Annotated in this window: 17 protein-coding genes; all 17 read left to right on the top strand. The window is 46.4% G+C overall.

The window, feature by feature from the left end; all coding sequences use genetic code 11:
- The first annotated feature begins 3 nt into the window (after positions 1-3).
- The 17 genes from pabA to KSP24_RS22485 all read left to right on the top strand — a co-directional run bounded on the left by pabA (position 4) and on the right by KSP24_RS22485 (position 16,685).
- Complete coding sequence (gene pabA, locus KSP24_RS22565; protein ID WP_013368702.1) at positions 4-579, top strand: aminodeoxychorismate/anthranilate synthase component II; 576 nt, start codon at positions 4-6, stop codon at positions 577-579.
- A 3-nt stretch (positions 580-582) separates the two neighbouring features.
- Entirely contained in the window at positions 583-1,470 is an 888-nt protein-coding gene (locus KSP24_RS22560) for an aminotransferase class IV (protein WP_216976813.1), read from the top strand.
- A complete protein-coding gene (gene folP / locus KSP24_RS22555; protein ID WP_129548507.1) occupies positions 1,467-2,333 on the top strand; it encodes a dihydropteroate synthase in 867 nt (288 codons plus the stop codon). Before KSP24_RS22560 ends, folP begins: the two co-directional genes overlap by 4 nt.
- A 319-nt stretch (positions 2,334-2,652) precedes the next feature.
- Positions 2,653-3,015: a dihydroneopterin aldolase gene (gene folB / locus KSP24_RS22550; protein ID WP_013368705.1), complete on the top strand. Its 363-nt coding sequence runs from the start codon at positions 2,653-2,655 to the stop codon at positions 3,013-3,015.
- A gap of 9 nt (positions 3,016-3,024) precedes the next feature.
- Positions 3,025-3,573: a 2-amino-4-hydroxy-6-hydroxymethyldihydropteridine diphosphokinase gene (gene folK, locus KSP24_RS22545; protein WP_013368706.1), complete on the top strand. Its 549-nt coding sequence runs from the start codon at positions 3,025-3,027 to the stop codon at positions 3,571-3,573.
- Positions 3,525-3,725 (top strand): helix-turn-helix domain-containing protein, encoded by a 201-nt coding sequence (locus tag KSP24_RS22540; RefSeq protein ID WP_013368707.1) that lies wholly within the window; start codon positions 3,525-3,527, stop codon positions 3,723-3,725. The genes folK and KSP24_RS22540 overlap by 49 nt, the downstream gene beginning before the upstream one ends.
- A gap of 45 nt (positions 3,726-3,770) precedes the next feature.
- On the top strand, positions 3,771-4,799 hold the full coding sequence (gene dusB, locus KSP24_RS22535; protein WP_013368708.1) for a tRNA dihydrouridine synthase DusB: 1,029 nt from the start codon (positions 3,771-3,773) through the stop codon (positions 4,797-4,799).
- Between the two features lie 214 nt (positions 4,800-5,013).
- Positions 5,014-5,490: a transcription elongation factor GreA gene (gene greA, locus KSP24_RS22530; RefSeq protein WP_013308160.1), complete on the top strand. Its 477-nt coding sequence runs from the start codon at positions 5,014-5,016 to the stop codon at positions 5,488-5,490.
- Between the two features lie 112 nt (positions 5,491-5,602).
- On the top strand, positions 5,603-7,129 hold the full coding sequence (gene lysS, locus KSP24_RS22525) for a lysine--tRNA ligase (protein ID WP_013368709.1): 1,527 nt from the start codon (positions 5,603-5,605) through the stop codon (positions 7,127-7,129).
- Positions 7,130-7,216: 87 nt separating this feature from the next.
- On the top strand, positions 7,217-8,554 hold the full coding sequence (locus KSP24_RS22520) for a TrkH family potassium uptake protein (RefSeq protein ID WP_040102440.1): 1,338 nt from the start codon (positions 7,217-7,219) through the stop codon (positions 8,552-8,554).
- 288 nt (positions 8,555-8,842) lie between these two features.
- Positions 8,843-9,376 (top strand): hypothetical protein, encoded by a 534-nt coding sequence (locus KSP24_RS22515; protein ID WP_216976811.1) that lies wholly within the window; start codon positions 8,843-8,845, stop codon positions 9,374-9,376.
- 423 nt (positions 9,377-9,799) lie between these two features.
- Complete coding sequence (gene fabI, locus KSP24_RS22510; protein WP_216976810.1) at positions 9,800-10,570, top strand: enoyl-ACP reductase FabI; 771 nt, start codon at positions 9,800-9,802, stop codon at positions 10,568-10,570.
- Between the two features lie 12 nt (positions 10,571-10,582).
- Positions 10,583-12,043: a class I adenylate-forming enzyme family protein gene (locus KSP24_RS22505; RefSeq protein WP_058831387.1), complete on the top strand. Its 1,461-nt coding sequence runs from the start codon at positions 10,583-10,585 to the stop codon at positions 12,041-12,043.
- A gap of 44 nt (positions 12,044-12,087) precedes the next feature.
- Positions 12,088-13,311 (top strand): aldehyde dehydrogenase family protein, encoded by a 1,224-nt coding sequence (locus tag KSP24_RS22500; protein ID WP_013368715.1) that lies wholly within the window; start codon positions 12,088-12,090, stop codon positions 13,309-13,311.
- A complete protein-coding gene (locus KSP24_RS22495) occupies positions 13,308-15,008 on the top strand; it encodes a thiamine pyrophosphate-binding protein (RefSeq protein WP_064962611.1) in 1,701 nt (566 codons plus the stop codon). Before KSP24_RS22500 ends, KSP24_RS22495 begins: the two co-directional genes overlap by 4 nt.
- Before the next feature lie 20 nt (positions 15,009-15,028).
- Positions 15,029-16,273: a beta-ketoacyl-ACP synthase II gene (gene fabF, locus KSP24_RS22490; RefSeq protein ID WP_013368717.1), complete on the top strand. Its 1,245-nt coding sequence runs from the start codon at positions 15,029-15,031 to the stop codon at positions 16,271-16,273.
- A gap of 4 nt (positions 16,274-16,277) precedes the next feature.
- Positions 16,278-16,685: a 3-hydroxyacyl-ACP dehydratase FabZ family protein gene (locus KSP24_RS22485; protein WP_013368718.1), complete on the top strand. Its 408-nt coding sequence runs from the start codon at positions 16,278-16,280 to the stop codon at positions 16,683-16,685.
- The last annotated feature ends 85 nt before the right edge of the window (positions 16,686-16,770 follow it).

Below are 16,770 nucleotides of genomic sequence, written 5' to 3'. Positions count from 1 at the left end.
CAAATGATTTTGGTGATTGATAATTATGATTCATTTACGTACAATCTTGTTCAATATCTGGGTGAACTTGGCGAAGAAGTAACCGTAAAACGGAATGATGAGATTGATGTGAAAGGCATAGAAGAGCTGGCACCAGAGCACATTTTGATCTCGCCAGGTCCATGCACACCGAATGAAGCGGGAATATCGCTGGATGTAATCAGCCATTTCAAGGGCCGGATTCCGATTTTTGGCGTGTGTCTCGGTCACCAGGCCATCGGACAGGCTTTTGGCGGTAAGGTTATCCGCGCTGATCGGCTCATGCATGGCAAAACATCACCGATTCTCCATCACAATACCTCAGTATTCGAAGGCCTGCCTTCTCCGTTTACAGCCACCCGGTATCATTCATTGCTAGTAGAGCGCGAGAGCCTGCCTGAATGTCTAGAGATTACCGCTGAAACCGCAGAGGGTGAAATTATGGGTTTGCGGCATAAAGAGTTTGCCGTAGAAGGAGTTCAGTTCCATCCCGAATCCATTATTACGGACTACGGGCATCAACTGTTGCGCAATTTCCTAAAACGCAAGGTAGGCGTCTGATTTATGAGATATATTGGAGTCAATGGCGTCCTCACGGAAGCCGCAAAAGCCGTGATTCACGTAAGTGATCACGGCTTTTTATACGGTATGGGCTTGTTTGAAACATTCCGAACTTATAAGGGTGTTCCATTTTTGCTGGATCGGCATCTGCATCGACTGAAGGAAGGCTGTCGAATGCTTGGCATTCCTTTTCAACCGGATGAAGAGCAGCTTACAAAACACATCCAGCATCTGATGGCGGCAAATGGATTGAATGAAGCCTATATCCGCTACACTGTATCCGCAGGTGAAGAGGCTCTGGGCTTGCCATCTGGTGACTACACGCGGCCCAACCATATTTTGTTCGCCAAGCCGTTGCCCTCTATAAATACACAACCCGGGCAATCATCGGCGCTTCAGTTGCTGCGAACCCCCAGAAACACTCCGGAGGGTGAGGTTCGATTAAAATCGCTCCATTATATGAATAATGTTCTTGCGAAGCGGGAACTTCAGCAATATGCTGAGGCTGTTCGTTATAAGGCTGAAGGAATAATGCTTACAGCCAACGGTTTTCTAGCAGAGGGAATAGTTAGCAATCTGTTTTTTGTGCGGAATAATACGCTGTATACCCCTGACTTGTCTACAGGAATTCTGCCAGGCATTACACGTGAGTTCATTTTGGAGTTGGCGGACTTGCGGGGCATTCCATGGGAGCAAGGGCTATACCACTGGTACGAGCTGAAACAGGCTGATGAAATTTTTATGACCAACTCTATACAAGAAATACGACCTGTGGATTTATTGTTGGAGCCGGTAGAAGTGGCAAGCCATTTATCGGTTCCTTTGGCGCAGACCGAGTCCATAACAGCTTTGCTGTTGCACGATTATAGGCAGAAAGCAGGGATGAAGTGAATATACCAACTCTTTATCAACGTAGCTACCAAATGGGGGATGCCAAGCTTACACTCGGACACTCCACCCAGATTATGGGCATCCTCAATGTGACCCCGGATTCTTTTTCTGATGGAGGATTACATTATAATCCAGAGATAGCTGTTTTACATGCATTGAAACTAGTGGAAGATGGAGCGAATATCATTGACATTGGCGGGGAGTCTACTCGTCCGGGCCATGAACCAGTAGGTGTGGAAGAGGAACTGGCTCGGGTCATTCCGGTCGTCCAGGCGATCCATCGTATTGCACCGCACATCCCATTATCTGTGGATACTTACAAAGCAGAAGTAGCCAGGCAGGCGCTTGAAGCAGGCGCACACATCATTAATGATGTGTGGGGCTTTAAGGCAGATCCCGATATGGCACGTGTAGCTGCGGAATTCGATTGTCCGGTCATTTTGATGCATAATCGTCACGACCGTAACTATAGCGATTTGGTTTCTGATATGCTGTCCGATTTAAAAGAAAGTATCCAATTGGCGCTGGATGCAGGGGTTCGTAAGGAGCAGATTATTTTAGACCCAGGCATCGGTTTTGCCAAGGATTACGATGAAAATATCCATGCTATGACTTCTCTCGATACATTGAGTCAGCTGGGGTTTCCGCTGTTATTGGCTACATCGCGCAAAAGATTTATCCGTACAGCACTGGATTTGCCTGTGGATGATGTGGTGGAGGGAACTGCGGCTACCGTGGCCTTTGGCATTGCTCAAGGGTGCCAAATTGTACGTGTGCACGATGTGGCACAGATCAAGCGCACCGTACGTATGTGTGATGCGATGGTGTACGGGGCTAAAAATCCACTGAGTTATGGTGGGTGAAGCCCGCTTCACGAATCCTTTGATTCTACGATCGCTGTTGCAACGGGATTCTTTGAATTGATAAATTATATATCTGTAAGAATCTCGTTAAGTATATGCTTACGATGTAGCTTTTCCTTGAAAAGCTTTGGAGGCGAGCGCTACGCTTCTTCGAATTCAAATGATTCGCTCCGCTACCACCAGCATAAAGTCACTGTATTTTTAGGGAGAAGTTTATGTAGGATGAAGGAAAAAACCATCTGACTGCGCAGTGGCACGATATTGAATTTTTAAGTGGAGCTTATATAGATAAAATCAAAAAAAAGGGGACTTACCTACAATGGATAAAATGAAATTGCATCGCATGGAGTATTACGGATATCACGGTGTTTTTCCAGAGGAGCGTAAGCTGGGACAGCGTTACTATATTGATTTGGAACTGGAGCTTGATCTGCGTGAAGCAGGGGAGCAGGATGCTTTGGACAAAACGGTTAATTATGCTGAGGTGCATTACACCGTGAAAGATATCGTAGAAAAGGAATCTTACCAATTGATTGAAGCTTTGGGCGAACGTATTGCATCTTCCCTACTGGACACTTATACTAGTGTCAATGCACTGACTGTCAAAGTGACGAAGCCACATCCGCCGTTTGATATTCATTTTCAGGGTGTGACGGTTGAGCTTTATCGCGCAAGAAAGTAGGAACGATACATGAATGCACATTCGACCTCTGAGGCATCAGAGGCTTATATTGCTTTAGGGGCTAATTTGGGGGAGCGTGAGCATACCCTGTATGAAGCCATTACCGCACTGGACGAACATCCTGCGATACGAGTGGTGCGCTGCTCCAGTTTGTACGAAACAGAGCCTGTTGGATATCTGGATCAGCCTTCTTTTTTGAATATGACAGTAGCCGTCTCTACAACACTTGCTCCAGAGGAGCTTTTGTTTTATATGCTAGAGGTGGAGAGTCGTCTGGGGAGGGTAAGGCATATTCCTAACGGTCCACGAACCATTGATCTGGACTTGTTGTGGATGGAAGCGACACAACTGGCTACGCCAGATTTGGAACTTCCTCATCCTCGTATGCTGGAGCGTGCTTTTGTGCTGGTTCCTCTGGCTGACATTGTTCCGAGCCAAGACTCGTCCGGTCTGTACAGTATCGTGCATACAGCATTGAATTCTGTGGATGGAAAGGACGGCATACAGCTTTGGAAAACTTGCAGCTGGCGCAACGACTCCGCGCCTTTCGGAAGCTAAAAGGGTTCACCCAGCAGGAGTTGGCAAACCGAACCGGCATATCTTTGACTGTATTAGGTGCTGTGGAGCGAGGTAATCGTACAGTAGAAGCAGATATGCTGAACATCATCGCCCAAACGCTAGAAATTGAAGTCCGGGAATTGACGGATTGACGATAAGTATACGATATAAAAGAAGGAATAAAGGGGTGAACAGATATGTTGAAAATCGGCGATATTGAAATGAAAAACCAAGTCGTCTTGGCACCCATGGCAGGCGTGTGCAATCCTGCTTTTCGCTTGATCGCCAAGGAATTTGGTACAGGCTTGGTATGTGCAGAGATGGTTAGTGATAAAGCCATCATTCACGGCAACAAGCGTACACGTGAGATGCTGTTTGTAGATGAGCGCGAGAAGCCGCTTAGCTTGCAAATTTTCGGAGGCGATCGTGAATCTTTGGTGAAAGCGGCGAAGGTCGTAGACCAGGAAACGAATGCAGATATTATTGACATTAATATGGGCTGCCCGGTTCCCAAAGTGACCAAATGTGATGCAGGTGCTCGGTGGTTGCTTGATCCAAATAAGATTTATGAGATGGTATCGGCAGTAGTAGAATCGGTGAGCAAGCCAGTTACCGTGAAAATGCGTATCGGTTGGGATAGCGAGCATATTTACGCTGTAGAGAACGCTCGCGCTGTTGAACGTGCCGGAGGTCAGGCCGTCAGCGTACATGGCCGTACACGGGAGCAACTGTATACGGGGCATGCGAATTGGGATATTATAAAAGAAGTTAAAGAAGCAGTATCCATTCCTGTCATTGGAAATGGTGATGTTGTAACACCGGAAGATGCTCGGCGGATGTTGGATTTGACCCATTGTGATGGCGTTATGATTGGACGCGGCGCGCTGGGGAATCCATGGATGCTGTACCGTACGATTGAGTATTTGCAGACGGGTAAGCTGTTGCCTGATCCATCACCGGAGGAAAAAATCCGTATTGCCATTCTGCATATGGATCGACTGGTGGCGCTGAAGGGCGAAGCAGTAGCTGTTCGTGAAATGCGCAAGCATCTGGCTTGGTACCTCAAGGGCCTTAAAGATTCTGCACGTATTAAGGATTTAATTATGGAAGAAACAAAGCGCGACGATATGGTACGTATTTTGGATCAATTTGTATCTCAATTGCACATGGTGGAAAACGAAGGGCCTTCTACAAACGCTGCTTCTCTTGCTACTGTTGCGCAATAAGGAAGCTGTTCCGGCCTGCGCACGCGATTGACTTTTCCAATTGCTTGCCCTATAATCGTTCAGTATAAAATCTTGATGTATACTACAAATTGTATGCAGCTCTCAAGACAACAGCAGGAAATGTTCTCATTCCCTCAGAGTGGCATATTATGTTTTGAAAGCGTGCATTCCGATGCACTTTTAAACTTTTCCCATGACAGGAGAATCGGTTGAGATGAGCGATAAAGAAGTCATTCTGACACAGGAAGGCCTTAGAAAGCTCGAAGATGAGCTTGAAAACTTAAAGTCTGTCAAACGCCGCGAAGTGGCTGAACGGATTAAAGTAGCCATCGGATACGGAGATATTAGTGAAAACTCCGAATACGAGGATGCGAAGAATGAGCAGGCCTTTATTGAAGGCCGTGTAATTACGCTGGAAAAGATGCTACGCAATGCCCGTATTATCAATAGTGATGAAATTGACACCGATGTTGTGGGAGTAGGGGCAACTGTAACCGTTGAAGACTTGGAATTCGGGGATATTACAGAGTATGCTATCGTAGGTTCTGCCGAATCCGACCCGCTCCAGAACAAGATCTCCAATGAAAGCCCGGTTGGCAAGGCCATTCTCGGTAAGAAAAAAGGAACTGTTGTAGATGTAACCGTTCCAGCAGGAGTTATTCAATATAAAATCGTGGATATCAAGAAATAAAAACACGGACTTTGGAATTTAATGTAAAAGCTTCCTTGTGGAAGCTTTTTTTCTCTACACCCGAGACGGACCCCGGCCCGTCTATTCATATTGAAGGAGCTGATTTAGCACCATGTCGGATGAAACTACTAACCAGGAATTACAAGAAAATCGCGAGGAATTAAGTGAATTATTGCAAATTCGTCGTGCCAAATTGGACGAGCTTCGCTCATTGGGCATTGATCCTTTTGGACGCAAATACATACGCACGGCTGAAGCGGGCGTACTACTGAGCAAGTATGACAGCTTGACCAAAGAAGAATTGGAAGAAAAGAATATTGAAGTTAGCATAGCAGGCCGCATTATGGCTAAACGAGTTATGGGGAAAGCCAGCTTTGCTCATATACAGGATCTTAGCGGACGGATCCAAATTTATGTTCGTCAAGACACTGTACCTGAAGCAAATTATAAAGCATTTGGTATTTTGGATCTCGGGGATATTGTTGGTGTTAAGGGCGTGCTCTTTAAAACCAAGACAGGCGAAACGACGATCAAAGTGCTGGATATTGAGGTTTTGTCCAAATCCTTGTACCCATTACCGGAGAAATACCACGGTCTGAAGGATGTTGAATTGCGCTACCGTCAGCGTTATGTCGATCTGGTTATGAACCCTGAAGTACAAAAAACGTTCATTACACGGTCCCGTATTATTCAATCCATGCGTCGTTATCTCGATTCGCTCGGCTATTTGGAAGTTGAAACTCCAACATTGCATGCCATTGCTGGCGGGGCGGCAGCAAAGCCATTTGTTACGCACCATAATGCATTGGACACGCAGCTTTATATGCGTATTGCTATTGAACTTCATTTGAAACGACTAATTGTTGGCGGAATGGAGAAAGTATATGAGATCGGGCGTGTATACCGTAATGAAGGTGTTTCGACCCGTCATAACCCTGAGTTTACGTTGATTGAGCTGTATGAGGCGTATGCTGATTATAAAGATATCATGCAATTGACGGAAAACTTGATTGCACATATTGCGCAGGAAGTACTGGGCACACAGCACATTCAGTATCAAGGTCAGGAAGTGGATCTGACGCCGCAATGGCGCAGAGTTTCCATGGTCGATGCTGTTAAAGAAGTAACAGGTGTGGACTTTAGTGCGCAAATGAGTAATGAAGAAGCTCATCGCCTTGCGAAAGAGCATAAGGTTCCGGTTGAACCGCACATGACATTTGGTCATATCCTGAATGCATTCTTTGAGCATTTTGTAGAGGAAACGCTCATTCAGCCAACCTTTATTACAGGACATCCAGTTGAAATCTCACCATTGGCTAAGAAAAACGAACAGGACCCGCGTTTTACGGATCGCTTCGAGCTGTTTGTGGTCGCTCGCGAGCATGCGAATGCGTTCACTGAGCTGAATGATCCAATTGACCAGCGTCAACGTTTTGAAGCACAATTGCTAGAACGTGAGCATGGTAATGATGAGGCTCATCAAATGGATGATGACTTTATCCGCGCCTTGGAATACGGTATGCCGCCAACAGGCGGGCTGGGCATCGGCATCGATCGTTTGGTGATGTTGCTGACAGATGCACCTTCCATTCGCGATGTGCTGCTTTTCCCGCATATGCGTAACCGTACCGTAGAATAACATAACATTATGAATATAGAGGATCAGCCGGGGTTCCCGTGTCTTGTTCCTCTTTTTCATAAGAACGGATGGAGAGGAATAGTTCTGATGAAACGCAGCGTCAAGCTTAGTCGGTTCGCATCGCCTCCTTTTATATTGGTCATCGGATATGTATTGATTATTGCATTGGGTACTTTACTGCTGATGCTTCCTATTGCCAATCATGGTGGACATGCTCCGCATTGGATTGATTCGCTTTTTACGTCCGTCTCTGCTGCTTGTGTCACAGGATTGGTCGTTGTTGACGTCGATTCGACCTATACGGTATTTGGAGAAACCGTCATTTTGGTGCTGATGCAGCTAGGCGGGTTGGGCTTTATGACCTTAGCGACCTTGTTTGCGCTGTTATTGGGACGACGACTTTCGTTGAAGGATCGGCTACTGCTTAAGGAGGCGATTAACGCCGATAGCATGGAAGGGATCGTGCGCATTATTCGTAAGGTGCTGATCTTTTCTTTTACCATTGAAGCGATTGCGGCTGTCGTCTTAGCTTTGCGGTGGATGCGAGAGATGCCGGTCGGACAGGCGATATATTATGGGATTTTTCATTCCGTATCCCTCTTTAATAACGGGGGATTCGATCTGTTCGGAACCAGCTTCCAGCAATACGCAGGGGATTTTGTTTTCAATATGATTGCATCTGTGCTTGTAATTTCGGGAGGATTGGGTTTCCTCGTACTAAGCGATTTGTTCGACTTTCGTCGTGCCCGGAGACTGACTTTACACTCTAAAATGGTGCTAAGCGTGTCGGGAGCGCTCATTGTCATTGGTGCGCTGGTTATATTTATTTTTGAGTTTACCAATGCACGAACCTTGGGTGGACTGAACTGGGAAGGCAAAGTATATGCCGCTGTCTTTCAATCCGTCTCCACGAGATCATCGGGTACAAGCACAGTCGACATCAGCGGGTTAAGGCAGGCCAGTCAATTTTTTATTATGCTGCTGATGATTATTGGTGCTTCCCCAGGCTCTACTGGAGGAGGAATTAAAACAACTACGTTTCTGCTTATGGTAGGTGCGTTAATCGCCGTCATGCGAGGACAGAAGGAGATTGTGTTTTTCCGTCATAGGGTTCCTCAAGATATCATGATGCGGGCGTTGACCATCATTGTAATGGCGCTATTTATATTCTCAATTGTGGTTATACTGCTCTTAATGACAGAGGATGCTCCATTTCTCTCTCTTGCCTTTGAGGCGGCTTCTGCAATCGGAACGGTAGGGTTGTCTGTAGGAGTGACGCCAGGATTGTCTGACGCAGGCAAGCTGATTATATGTGTGACCATGTTTATTGGTCGAATCGGTCCTCTTACGATCGCCTATGCCATTCGCCCACGTTCGACCAAGACGTTGTACCGTCGTCCTGAAGGACATATTGTAATTGGATAGCTTATCTATATAAAAGATGCACCCGTGCTGATGACAGGGGTGCATCTTTTTTTATTGCACATATCATAATCCTTTATTTGCAGCATATTATGAAAAATGCCCAATTTGAGAATAAGAGGAAATGGACTAAATAACCAAAATTCTTTTGTAAAAAAACGGCTATTTGTTTCCTTTTATGTAATTATAGACAAAATACTAGGAATATTATGTATAATATTGTATGATAGTGGGCATGAAGGGGGGGACTTAGGGGAATACCAATTTCAAATTTGAAAGGAATCGTCCATTATGTATTTATTTATTATTAGTGCTGAGGTTTTGTTTTGGGTTTTTGTTGTTGCAGGGTTAGTCGCAAGGTATATGTTTGGGTTGAAGAAATTAGGGGGCCTTCTTTTACTCTTTACCCCAATTATTGATATCCTGTTACTGATTGCGGTGTTCATCACGGTGAGAAGTGGCATGGAGATTACGACTGCTACTGGCCTGGCAGCCTGTTATTTTGGTATTACCGTAGCGTTTGGTCATAGGTTAATTAAGTGGGCGGATGTACGGTTCTCTCATTGGTTTGGTAAAGGACCTAAGCCTGAACGCAAGTATGGTACTGCGCATGCAAAAGAGGAACGGATAGGTTGGCTGCTTCACCTCTTGGGCTGGGCTATAGGCAACGCTTTGTTGCTCGCCATCATTGTATATGTAGGTGATCCGCAGCGTACGGCGGCATTGGAGGGCATTATGCAAACATGGGCGATCGTTCTGGCAATCGACTTTGTTGTCTCCTTTAGCTATACGGTAGCTCCTAAAAAACATAAACATAAGGCTTAGCCAAGAAGAATAGAGCCTCAAGCTTGAACCGAATCAGGCTGGTCACTCAGAATGTTCAAATCGGGAGAGTCATTGCTGGTGAAAATGAAGTGGTTACTTTCGATAATGGGATAAGTCTATCGCCGGAATGGAAATATTTATAAGAGTATGATATTTTTATATTAAACTCGCTTTGACAGTCACCTTATTGTTGCCTCTCTACTTTTTTCACACGCATGGACTCCTTTCGATTTGGACACAGACCAATAAAAACAGCATTCACAATTTTTAAAATATTCTTGGCATCTGCCTAAAACGGCGCCTATATAAGTTTGGCAACTGACGAGATAATATTCCAGGAAAGATTATATATGTCTATATATGTAGACAAACGCAATTAAGTTGTTATTATGTTTAAAAATGTAAAAAAGAAAGGTGGTTTCTGTGGCAGTACTACTGAGTGGAAAAAACATTTTGATTATGGGTGTAGCTAATAACAGGAGTATTGCCTGGGGGACAGCCCAATCTTTAGCTGCGGAAGGAGCAAATCTCATTTTTACTTACGAAAATGAGAGGGTTGCAGAACGGGTGCTAAAGCTCGCTGAAACCATTCCGGGTTCCATTGTCTGTCCTTGCAATGTACAGAGCGATGAAGAATTGGACGCGCTGACGGATTTTCTTGAGGAGAAGGTAGGCGTCTTACACGGATATTTCCACAGTGTTGCGTTTGCTAAGGCTGAGGATTTGGAGGGCTTGTTCGTCGACACTTCTCGCGAGGGATTCGCAATTGCTCAAGAAATCAGTGCCTATTCTCTGGCTGCCGTATCCCGTCGCGTATATCCGCTGATGACTGAGGGTGGGAGTATCGTCACCATGACGTATATCGGTGCAGAACGAGCCATCAAGAATTACAACATTATGGGTGTAGCAAAGGCTTCACTAGAAGCCAGCATGCGCTATCTGTCGAATGATCTGGGTACTTATGGCATTCGTGTAAATGCAATTTCGGCTGGTCCTATACGTACTTTGGCCGCCTATGGCATTAAAGATTTTAACACAATGCTAAAGCATATTGAAGAAACTACGCCCCTACGCAAGACGGTCGATACGTCCGAAGTCGGAGATACGGCGTTATTCCTATTTTCCCATTTATCAAGAGGCATTACGGGTGAAGTGATCCATGTAGATGCTGGATACCATATTACGGGGATGTAAGGAGGGAACGTTGTGCTTATTACGCATACGGATTGCCGTATTATCTCACCTGAAGGAATTATGAGCAGGGAGCGCCTGGAACGGGACGTGGCGATCTTCTCACGGATGTTGACTCTCAGAGGAATTCCTGAAGACGGTAGAGTGATTCTAAAAGCGGCCAATTCCTATTGGTTTGTTGTATCTCTGTTCTCCCTGTGTCATCTCGCAGTCTCGGTAACTGTGGTGGACGAGCAGACTGTAATTGATGAGGTGGCCCAAATCTATGATGAAGCGGGTGCCTGTTGCATCCTGACGGATTCCGATTTAGAACTTCCTCATGCTCTCGTTATTCTGATTCAAGATCTCATTCAAGAAAAAGCAGTACACCCGTATTGGGTGGGAGAGCCAAAGTCCGAAGCCCTCGACTTTAACAAGTGGTGCGAGAGATCTGATGCGCTCATTCTGTATTCTTCAGGTACGACGGGAAAACCCAAGGGAATCGTGAAAGCTGGTTCAGCTTTTATGGAGAATATCAGGCATTCTATACACGCTATGAACTACATACCGTCTGACCATATGCTCCCCGTGGTGCCTTTCTCTCATTTTTATGGAGTTTCACTTATCTTCTCCTGGTGGTTAACCTCATGTTCTCTCATCATCTGCAATCCAAAAAACCTCTGGAGCGTCATTGCAAGTATTACGAAAGACCGGGCGACGGTCGTAGACGCTAACCCCTCTGCTTTTTACACCTTGTTGCGTATGCTAAGCCGAAAACCCGAACAGCTGGAATTGATCAAGCAATCTCCAGTCCGCATGTGGTGCGTAGGCGGTTCTCCACTTACCCAAGACCTCGAAGAGAAATTTAACAACATATTTGGACAGCCCCTGCTGAATGGTTATGGCCTTTCTGAACTGGGCAACGTTACGCTGGGGACGCTGGATTGTCCGAAGGGTTGTGGCAAACCATTACCCGGTGTGGATTTGAAAATACTTGATTCTACAGGCAACCAGCAGGCAGACGGTATCGTAGGCGAAGTGTGGATACGAAGTGCCGGATGTATGGAAGGTTATCTGAATCGTCCAGACCTGACACAATCTGTTCTACAGGATGGCTGGTTCAAGACGGGAGATCTAGGCTATCTGGATGACGGAATGCTGTATGTTATTGGTCGCAGCGGTAAGACGGTCAATCGGATGGGCTACATGGTCTCTCCAGTCTATATCGAAGACCGAATTGGTTCGCTAGGTTACCGATCCTGCGTGATTACTTTGGAGGATGAGGCAAAAGGGACTTTGCTTGTTGCATTCATCGAAAGTGAATCCCCACAGGTCTTACCTGTGCTCCGCAAAGAGATGAATCGGGTGCTCCCTTCTTACATGTTTCCCGATCTTTTGCTTCCACTCGATCATTTTCCTTTAAATCGCAATGGAAAAGTAGATCGTCTGGAGATGGAGCGGACTGCTCTAGAGAAAGCTGCTTCTCGCAAAGCATAACAAGATATTTATCAAAATCGCATATAGGAAAGGGAGAATGTGCCATGAGTATAAATCCAGAACTGGCAGAAAACACGCTGTTTTTGAAAAGGCATGAATCTATTCTGAAATGCCTCAATTATTTGATTGAAAATCGGCAAGAAGTGATGGATATTCTCACGCAGTTTTCATCCTATCGGGCCGCCAATGCAGAAATTGACTCCACGATCCTCACACTTCAAGGTGCATTGCAAGAAGTGCAGACCCATCAGCCAAGCTGGCAACGATCTATGGCTGTATTCATGCCCTCCAACGTCATTTTGTACTCCTATGCATTATACCTCTTGATTCCATCCCTGTACGTTGAAAATATAGACTTTCGCCCTTCTTCTCACGTAAACGAGTACGTCAATATGCTGCATGAAAAGCTTCAGGCTGTACATGAATTACCCATCTATATTCGTAAAGTTAGCCAGAAGGTGTTCATGGAAAACTCCGTGATGCCGGCTGATATTGTGGTGTTTACCGGAAGCTACACCAATGCGGAGAAGATCAAAAAGCAGATCCGCAAAGATCAGCTCTACATTTTTTATGGGCAAGGGATCAATCCTTTCATCATTGGGCCAGATGCCGATCTGGAGCTGGCGGTTACTGATGTGATCCGCATGAGATTGTTCAACTCTGGACAGGACTGCCTGGGACCTGACATCATCCTGGTACATCAAGAGGTGAGTGAGCCATTCAAAAACTTGCTGATTCAACGGCTTGACGAACTCGTATTTGGAGCCAACAATGACCCGAATGCGAACTACTCCCCTATATTCTATAAAGACACGCTATATTCGGTTTCTGAATATTTTAATACAAACGATAAGTTTATTATTTATGGCGGCGGCATTGATTTCCGTACGAAAAAGATGGAGCCAACGGTTGTATATAGCGAATTGGATCAGAACTTGGAGATTATTGAGTATTTTTCACCAGTGTTCAATGTAGTTAGCTACCAAGACGACGAGCAATTGATCAAACGCATTTCCTCCAGTTATTTCAGCGAACGGGCAATGGGTTGCAGCTTATACGGGTCGGAGCATCTGACTGATGTTCTACGAAAGAAGCACACATTGACCATTAATCAAACACTTGAGGATGTGGATCAAGGCAATAAGCCTTTTGGTGGCTATGGCACGATGTCGAACTATATTTTTTATGATTATAAGCTCGTTTCTAAGCCGATCTTGATCTCGGAAATTGTCGCAGAATATTTGTCAGAAAAGAGGAGTTTGGTATGACCGCAAGTATATCCCCCTGGGATGCCATCATTGGCTACTTACAGTCGGCTGGGGTTCAGCACCTCTTTGGATTACCAAGTGACGATCTCAATATCGTAGCGTCACTCCCCTCATCCGGTATGGATTTTATTCTCTGCAAAGATCAGCGTAATGCTGTATTTATGTCCGCAGGCTATGCGCTCACAACTAACCAGATGTCCGTGTGTGTTGTGGGGAAAGGCCCTGCGCTTAGCAATACACTTACGGGGCTGCTGGAAGCCAAGAACCTGGGTGCCCCGCTACTGCTTTTGGCGCTTGGCACCGGAGGAGACAAGCTGGGTACCCGATCCTTTCAAGAAGCCGATCAAATCTCACTCGTGAAGCCACTCGTAAAATGGGCTTACCGTGTCGAGCATGTGGATCGGCTTGTATGGGCAATGGAGCGGGCTGCCTTTTTGACTATCAATGGAGCACCGGGACCTGTCTATATCGAACTACCCGAAAACCTGATGGACCAGCCTGTGCCCACAGAGCTTCAGTTTGCCCCGCCAGAAAAGCTGTCGTGCTCTCCATCACTTCGGGAGTTGGATGCGGCATGGAGCATTATTGAGACAGCCCGCAAGCCACTTATTCTAGTGGGAGGCGGAATGAAGTCAGGAACAGGTGATGTCATTGAGCGGTTCGCCAGCCAACATGGAGCAGCCTTGTTCGCGACTGCCTCGGGAAGAAGCGTAATTAATGAAGATCATGCACTTTTCTGTGGTGTTGCCGGGCTTTATACCGATCTGAGTCTGAGGCAAATCTGGAATGAATCTGATGTAGTTATTACCCTGGGCAGCCGATTGGAAGAAACGGCTACATTCGAGTGGGATATTTTGCTGCAGGATACGCCTTTGATTCAAGTCAATGTAGAGCTGGAGGATTTCGCTCACGAATTCAGGGGCATTAAGTTGCTTGGTGACGGATATGCGGCAGTGGAGCAATGGCTTGAACGACGCGGGCAAGAGCCTGATGAGGCATGGCTTGAAACGATCGGGAGATGCAAACAGAAGGCTTTTTCTCAGAGGGCTAATTATCTGGAAGAGCTGAAAAGGGCCCCCGGCATCCACGTTCCAGAGCTGTTGGACATGATTCAGGCAGAGTTCCCTGAAGACCTGGTGCTTTTACAAGAGAACGGATTGCAGGATATGTGGTCTTACTTTTATCCATATTTCCGTTTTGCCTCAGGCTCACTTTCGATTGTTCCCAGTGATCAAACGAGTCTCGGCTTCGGTGCGGCCGCTGCTCTGGGGGCAAGTGTGGCGACAGAACGCCCGGTAGTAGCGCTTGTAGGTGACGGTGCATTCAATCTATTTTGTTCAGATTTTATGACGGCGGTACAGTATCAAATACCAGTAATTTATCTTGTACTTAATAATGGCGGCTACGGTTGGCTGCAAAATCAGATGAATTATAAGCATATCTCAGGACAGGACTTCCCATTTGTTTCGGAGGCGGTCAAAACAGGAATCCAAATTCCCCAGTATGAGTTTGTCGAAAGTCTGGCGATCCGGAGCAAGGGGGAGGCTCGGGAACAGCTTCAGCTTGCTTGGCAAAAGTACAAGGAGAACAAGCTTGTGGTCGTCGAGGTATTTGCTGATCTTGCAGATGTGCATGAGAAAATTAGTCATGTATATGGCGACTTTCCTCTCTACGAGCAACAGGCTTCCAAGAATTAATTTCAGCGAAGGACGTGGGTATGGTGAGAAGACGTGTTGTAGTGACAGGACAGGGAGTCGTAACGCCGGTCGGGCTTCATCTTACAGATTTCTGGAATTCATTGCTGGAAGGAAAAAGTGGAATCGGACCTGTCACTGTTTTCGATACAGCAAATATACCAACAAAAATTGGTGCGCAGGTTACGGGCTTTGACCCGTTGGAGTATATGAGCAAAAAGGAAGCGCAAAAGGTTGCGCAGTTCACTCAATTTGCCTTGGCAGCTGCCCGCCAGGCAGTCGAGCAATCGAAGTTAGTCATTGATGAACGGAATGCAGGTCGTGTGGGTGTTATCGTCGGTTCTGGGGCAGGCGGTCTTGATGTCATAGAGGAGAACTACCGGAAACTAACAGAGCTGGGTCCTAAAAGGGTTTCGCCTTATTTTGTTTCCTCAATGATGATTAATTCTGCGCCTGGCGAAATCTCTATTGCTATTGGAGCAAAGGGACCCTCGTTTGCCGTAGTTACAGCTTGTGCTACAGGAAGCAATGCCATCGGCGAAGCATTACGTACGATCCAGTATGGCACGGCTGATGTCGTAGTAGCTGGAGGAGCAGAGGCCAACTTTAGTCAGCTTGATTTGGCATCTTTTGCGAATATTCACGCTCTCTCCAGACGTAATGAAGAGCCACAGAAGGCCAGTCGCCCGTTTGATACGGATCGCGATGGCTTTGTCATCGGTGGAGGAGCAGGGGTTCTAGTGTTGGAGGAGTTGGAACATGCCTTGAACCGGGGGGCCACCATTTTGGCTGAAGTGGCGGGTTACGGATGCACAACAGATGCATATCATATCACGGCTCCAGATCCCTCAGGCTCCGGCCCGGCAGAAGCGATTAATATAGCACTGCAAGATGGCGGCTTGACACCGCAGGAGATTGACTATGTCAATGCCCACGGTACGAGTACGCCGTTTAATGACCGAATGGAGATTAACGCTATTCAAAAAGTATTTGGAGAGCATGCTCCCCGTTTGGCGATATCGTCTATTAAATCCATGACAGGCCATTTAATGGGCGGTGCAGGGGCAGTCGAATTAATTGCAACGGTACAGAGTATGATCCACAGCAAAGTACCACCGACACTCAATTGCGACAATCCCGAAGCCCCTGAACTGAATTTTGTACCGCATGTATATCAGGAACGTGAAGTCCGTGCGGCGATTAGTAACTCTTTTGGCTTTGGAGGGCACAACGTCTGTCTTGCCGTTCGTAAGTGGGAGGGGGTATAAGCCTGTGAGCGAAGAGCTAATCCGTATTGAGGATGTGCTTCCGCACAGGTACCCATTTCTTCTGCTCGATGGCGTGACCGGGTACGAAACGTCGCAATGGGCGAAGGGGTACAAGCTTGTTACTCGGAGTGAGTGGTTTATTACAGAGGCTAATCCATACATGCCTCCTATGCTGATCGTGGAGTCGCTTGCACAATTAGCGGCATTCGCTGCGATTGACAAAAGGGGTATTTCATATCTGACCAACCTCAATGGCGTTCGTTTCCATAGCTTCGCGAAGCCTGGGGACCGAATTGACCTCTATTTTGAAGTGGTCAAGCGTCGGCGTGGTTATATTCTCGGAAGTGGTCGGGCTACCGTAGGCGATCGACTGGTGGCTGAGGCGGAGGAAATTGTTTCACTTGATCAATGACGGAGTGGAAGCGCGCGTTAAACTGTCTTTTTGTCCTCCTGACTGCCAAGGTGCAGCGGGAGGATTTCACATCACGGATATAGGA

The sequence above is a fragment of the Paenibacillus sp. AK121 genome, from assembly GCF_019042715.1.
Taxonomy (GTDB): Bacteria; Bacillota; Bacilli; order Paenibacillales; family Paenibacillaceae; genus Paenibacillus; species Paenibacillus polymyxa_C.
The sequence above is the reverse complement of the archived record's forward strand: the minus strand, read 5'-3'. Positions and strand labels throughout refer to the sequence as shown.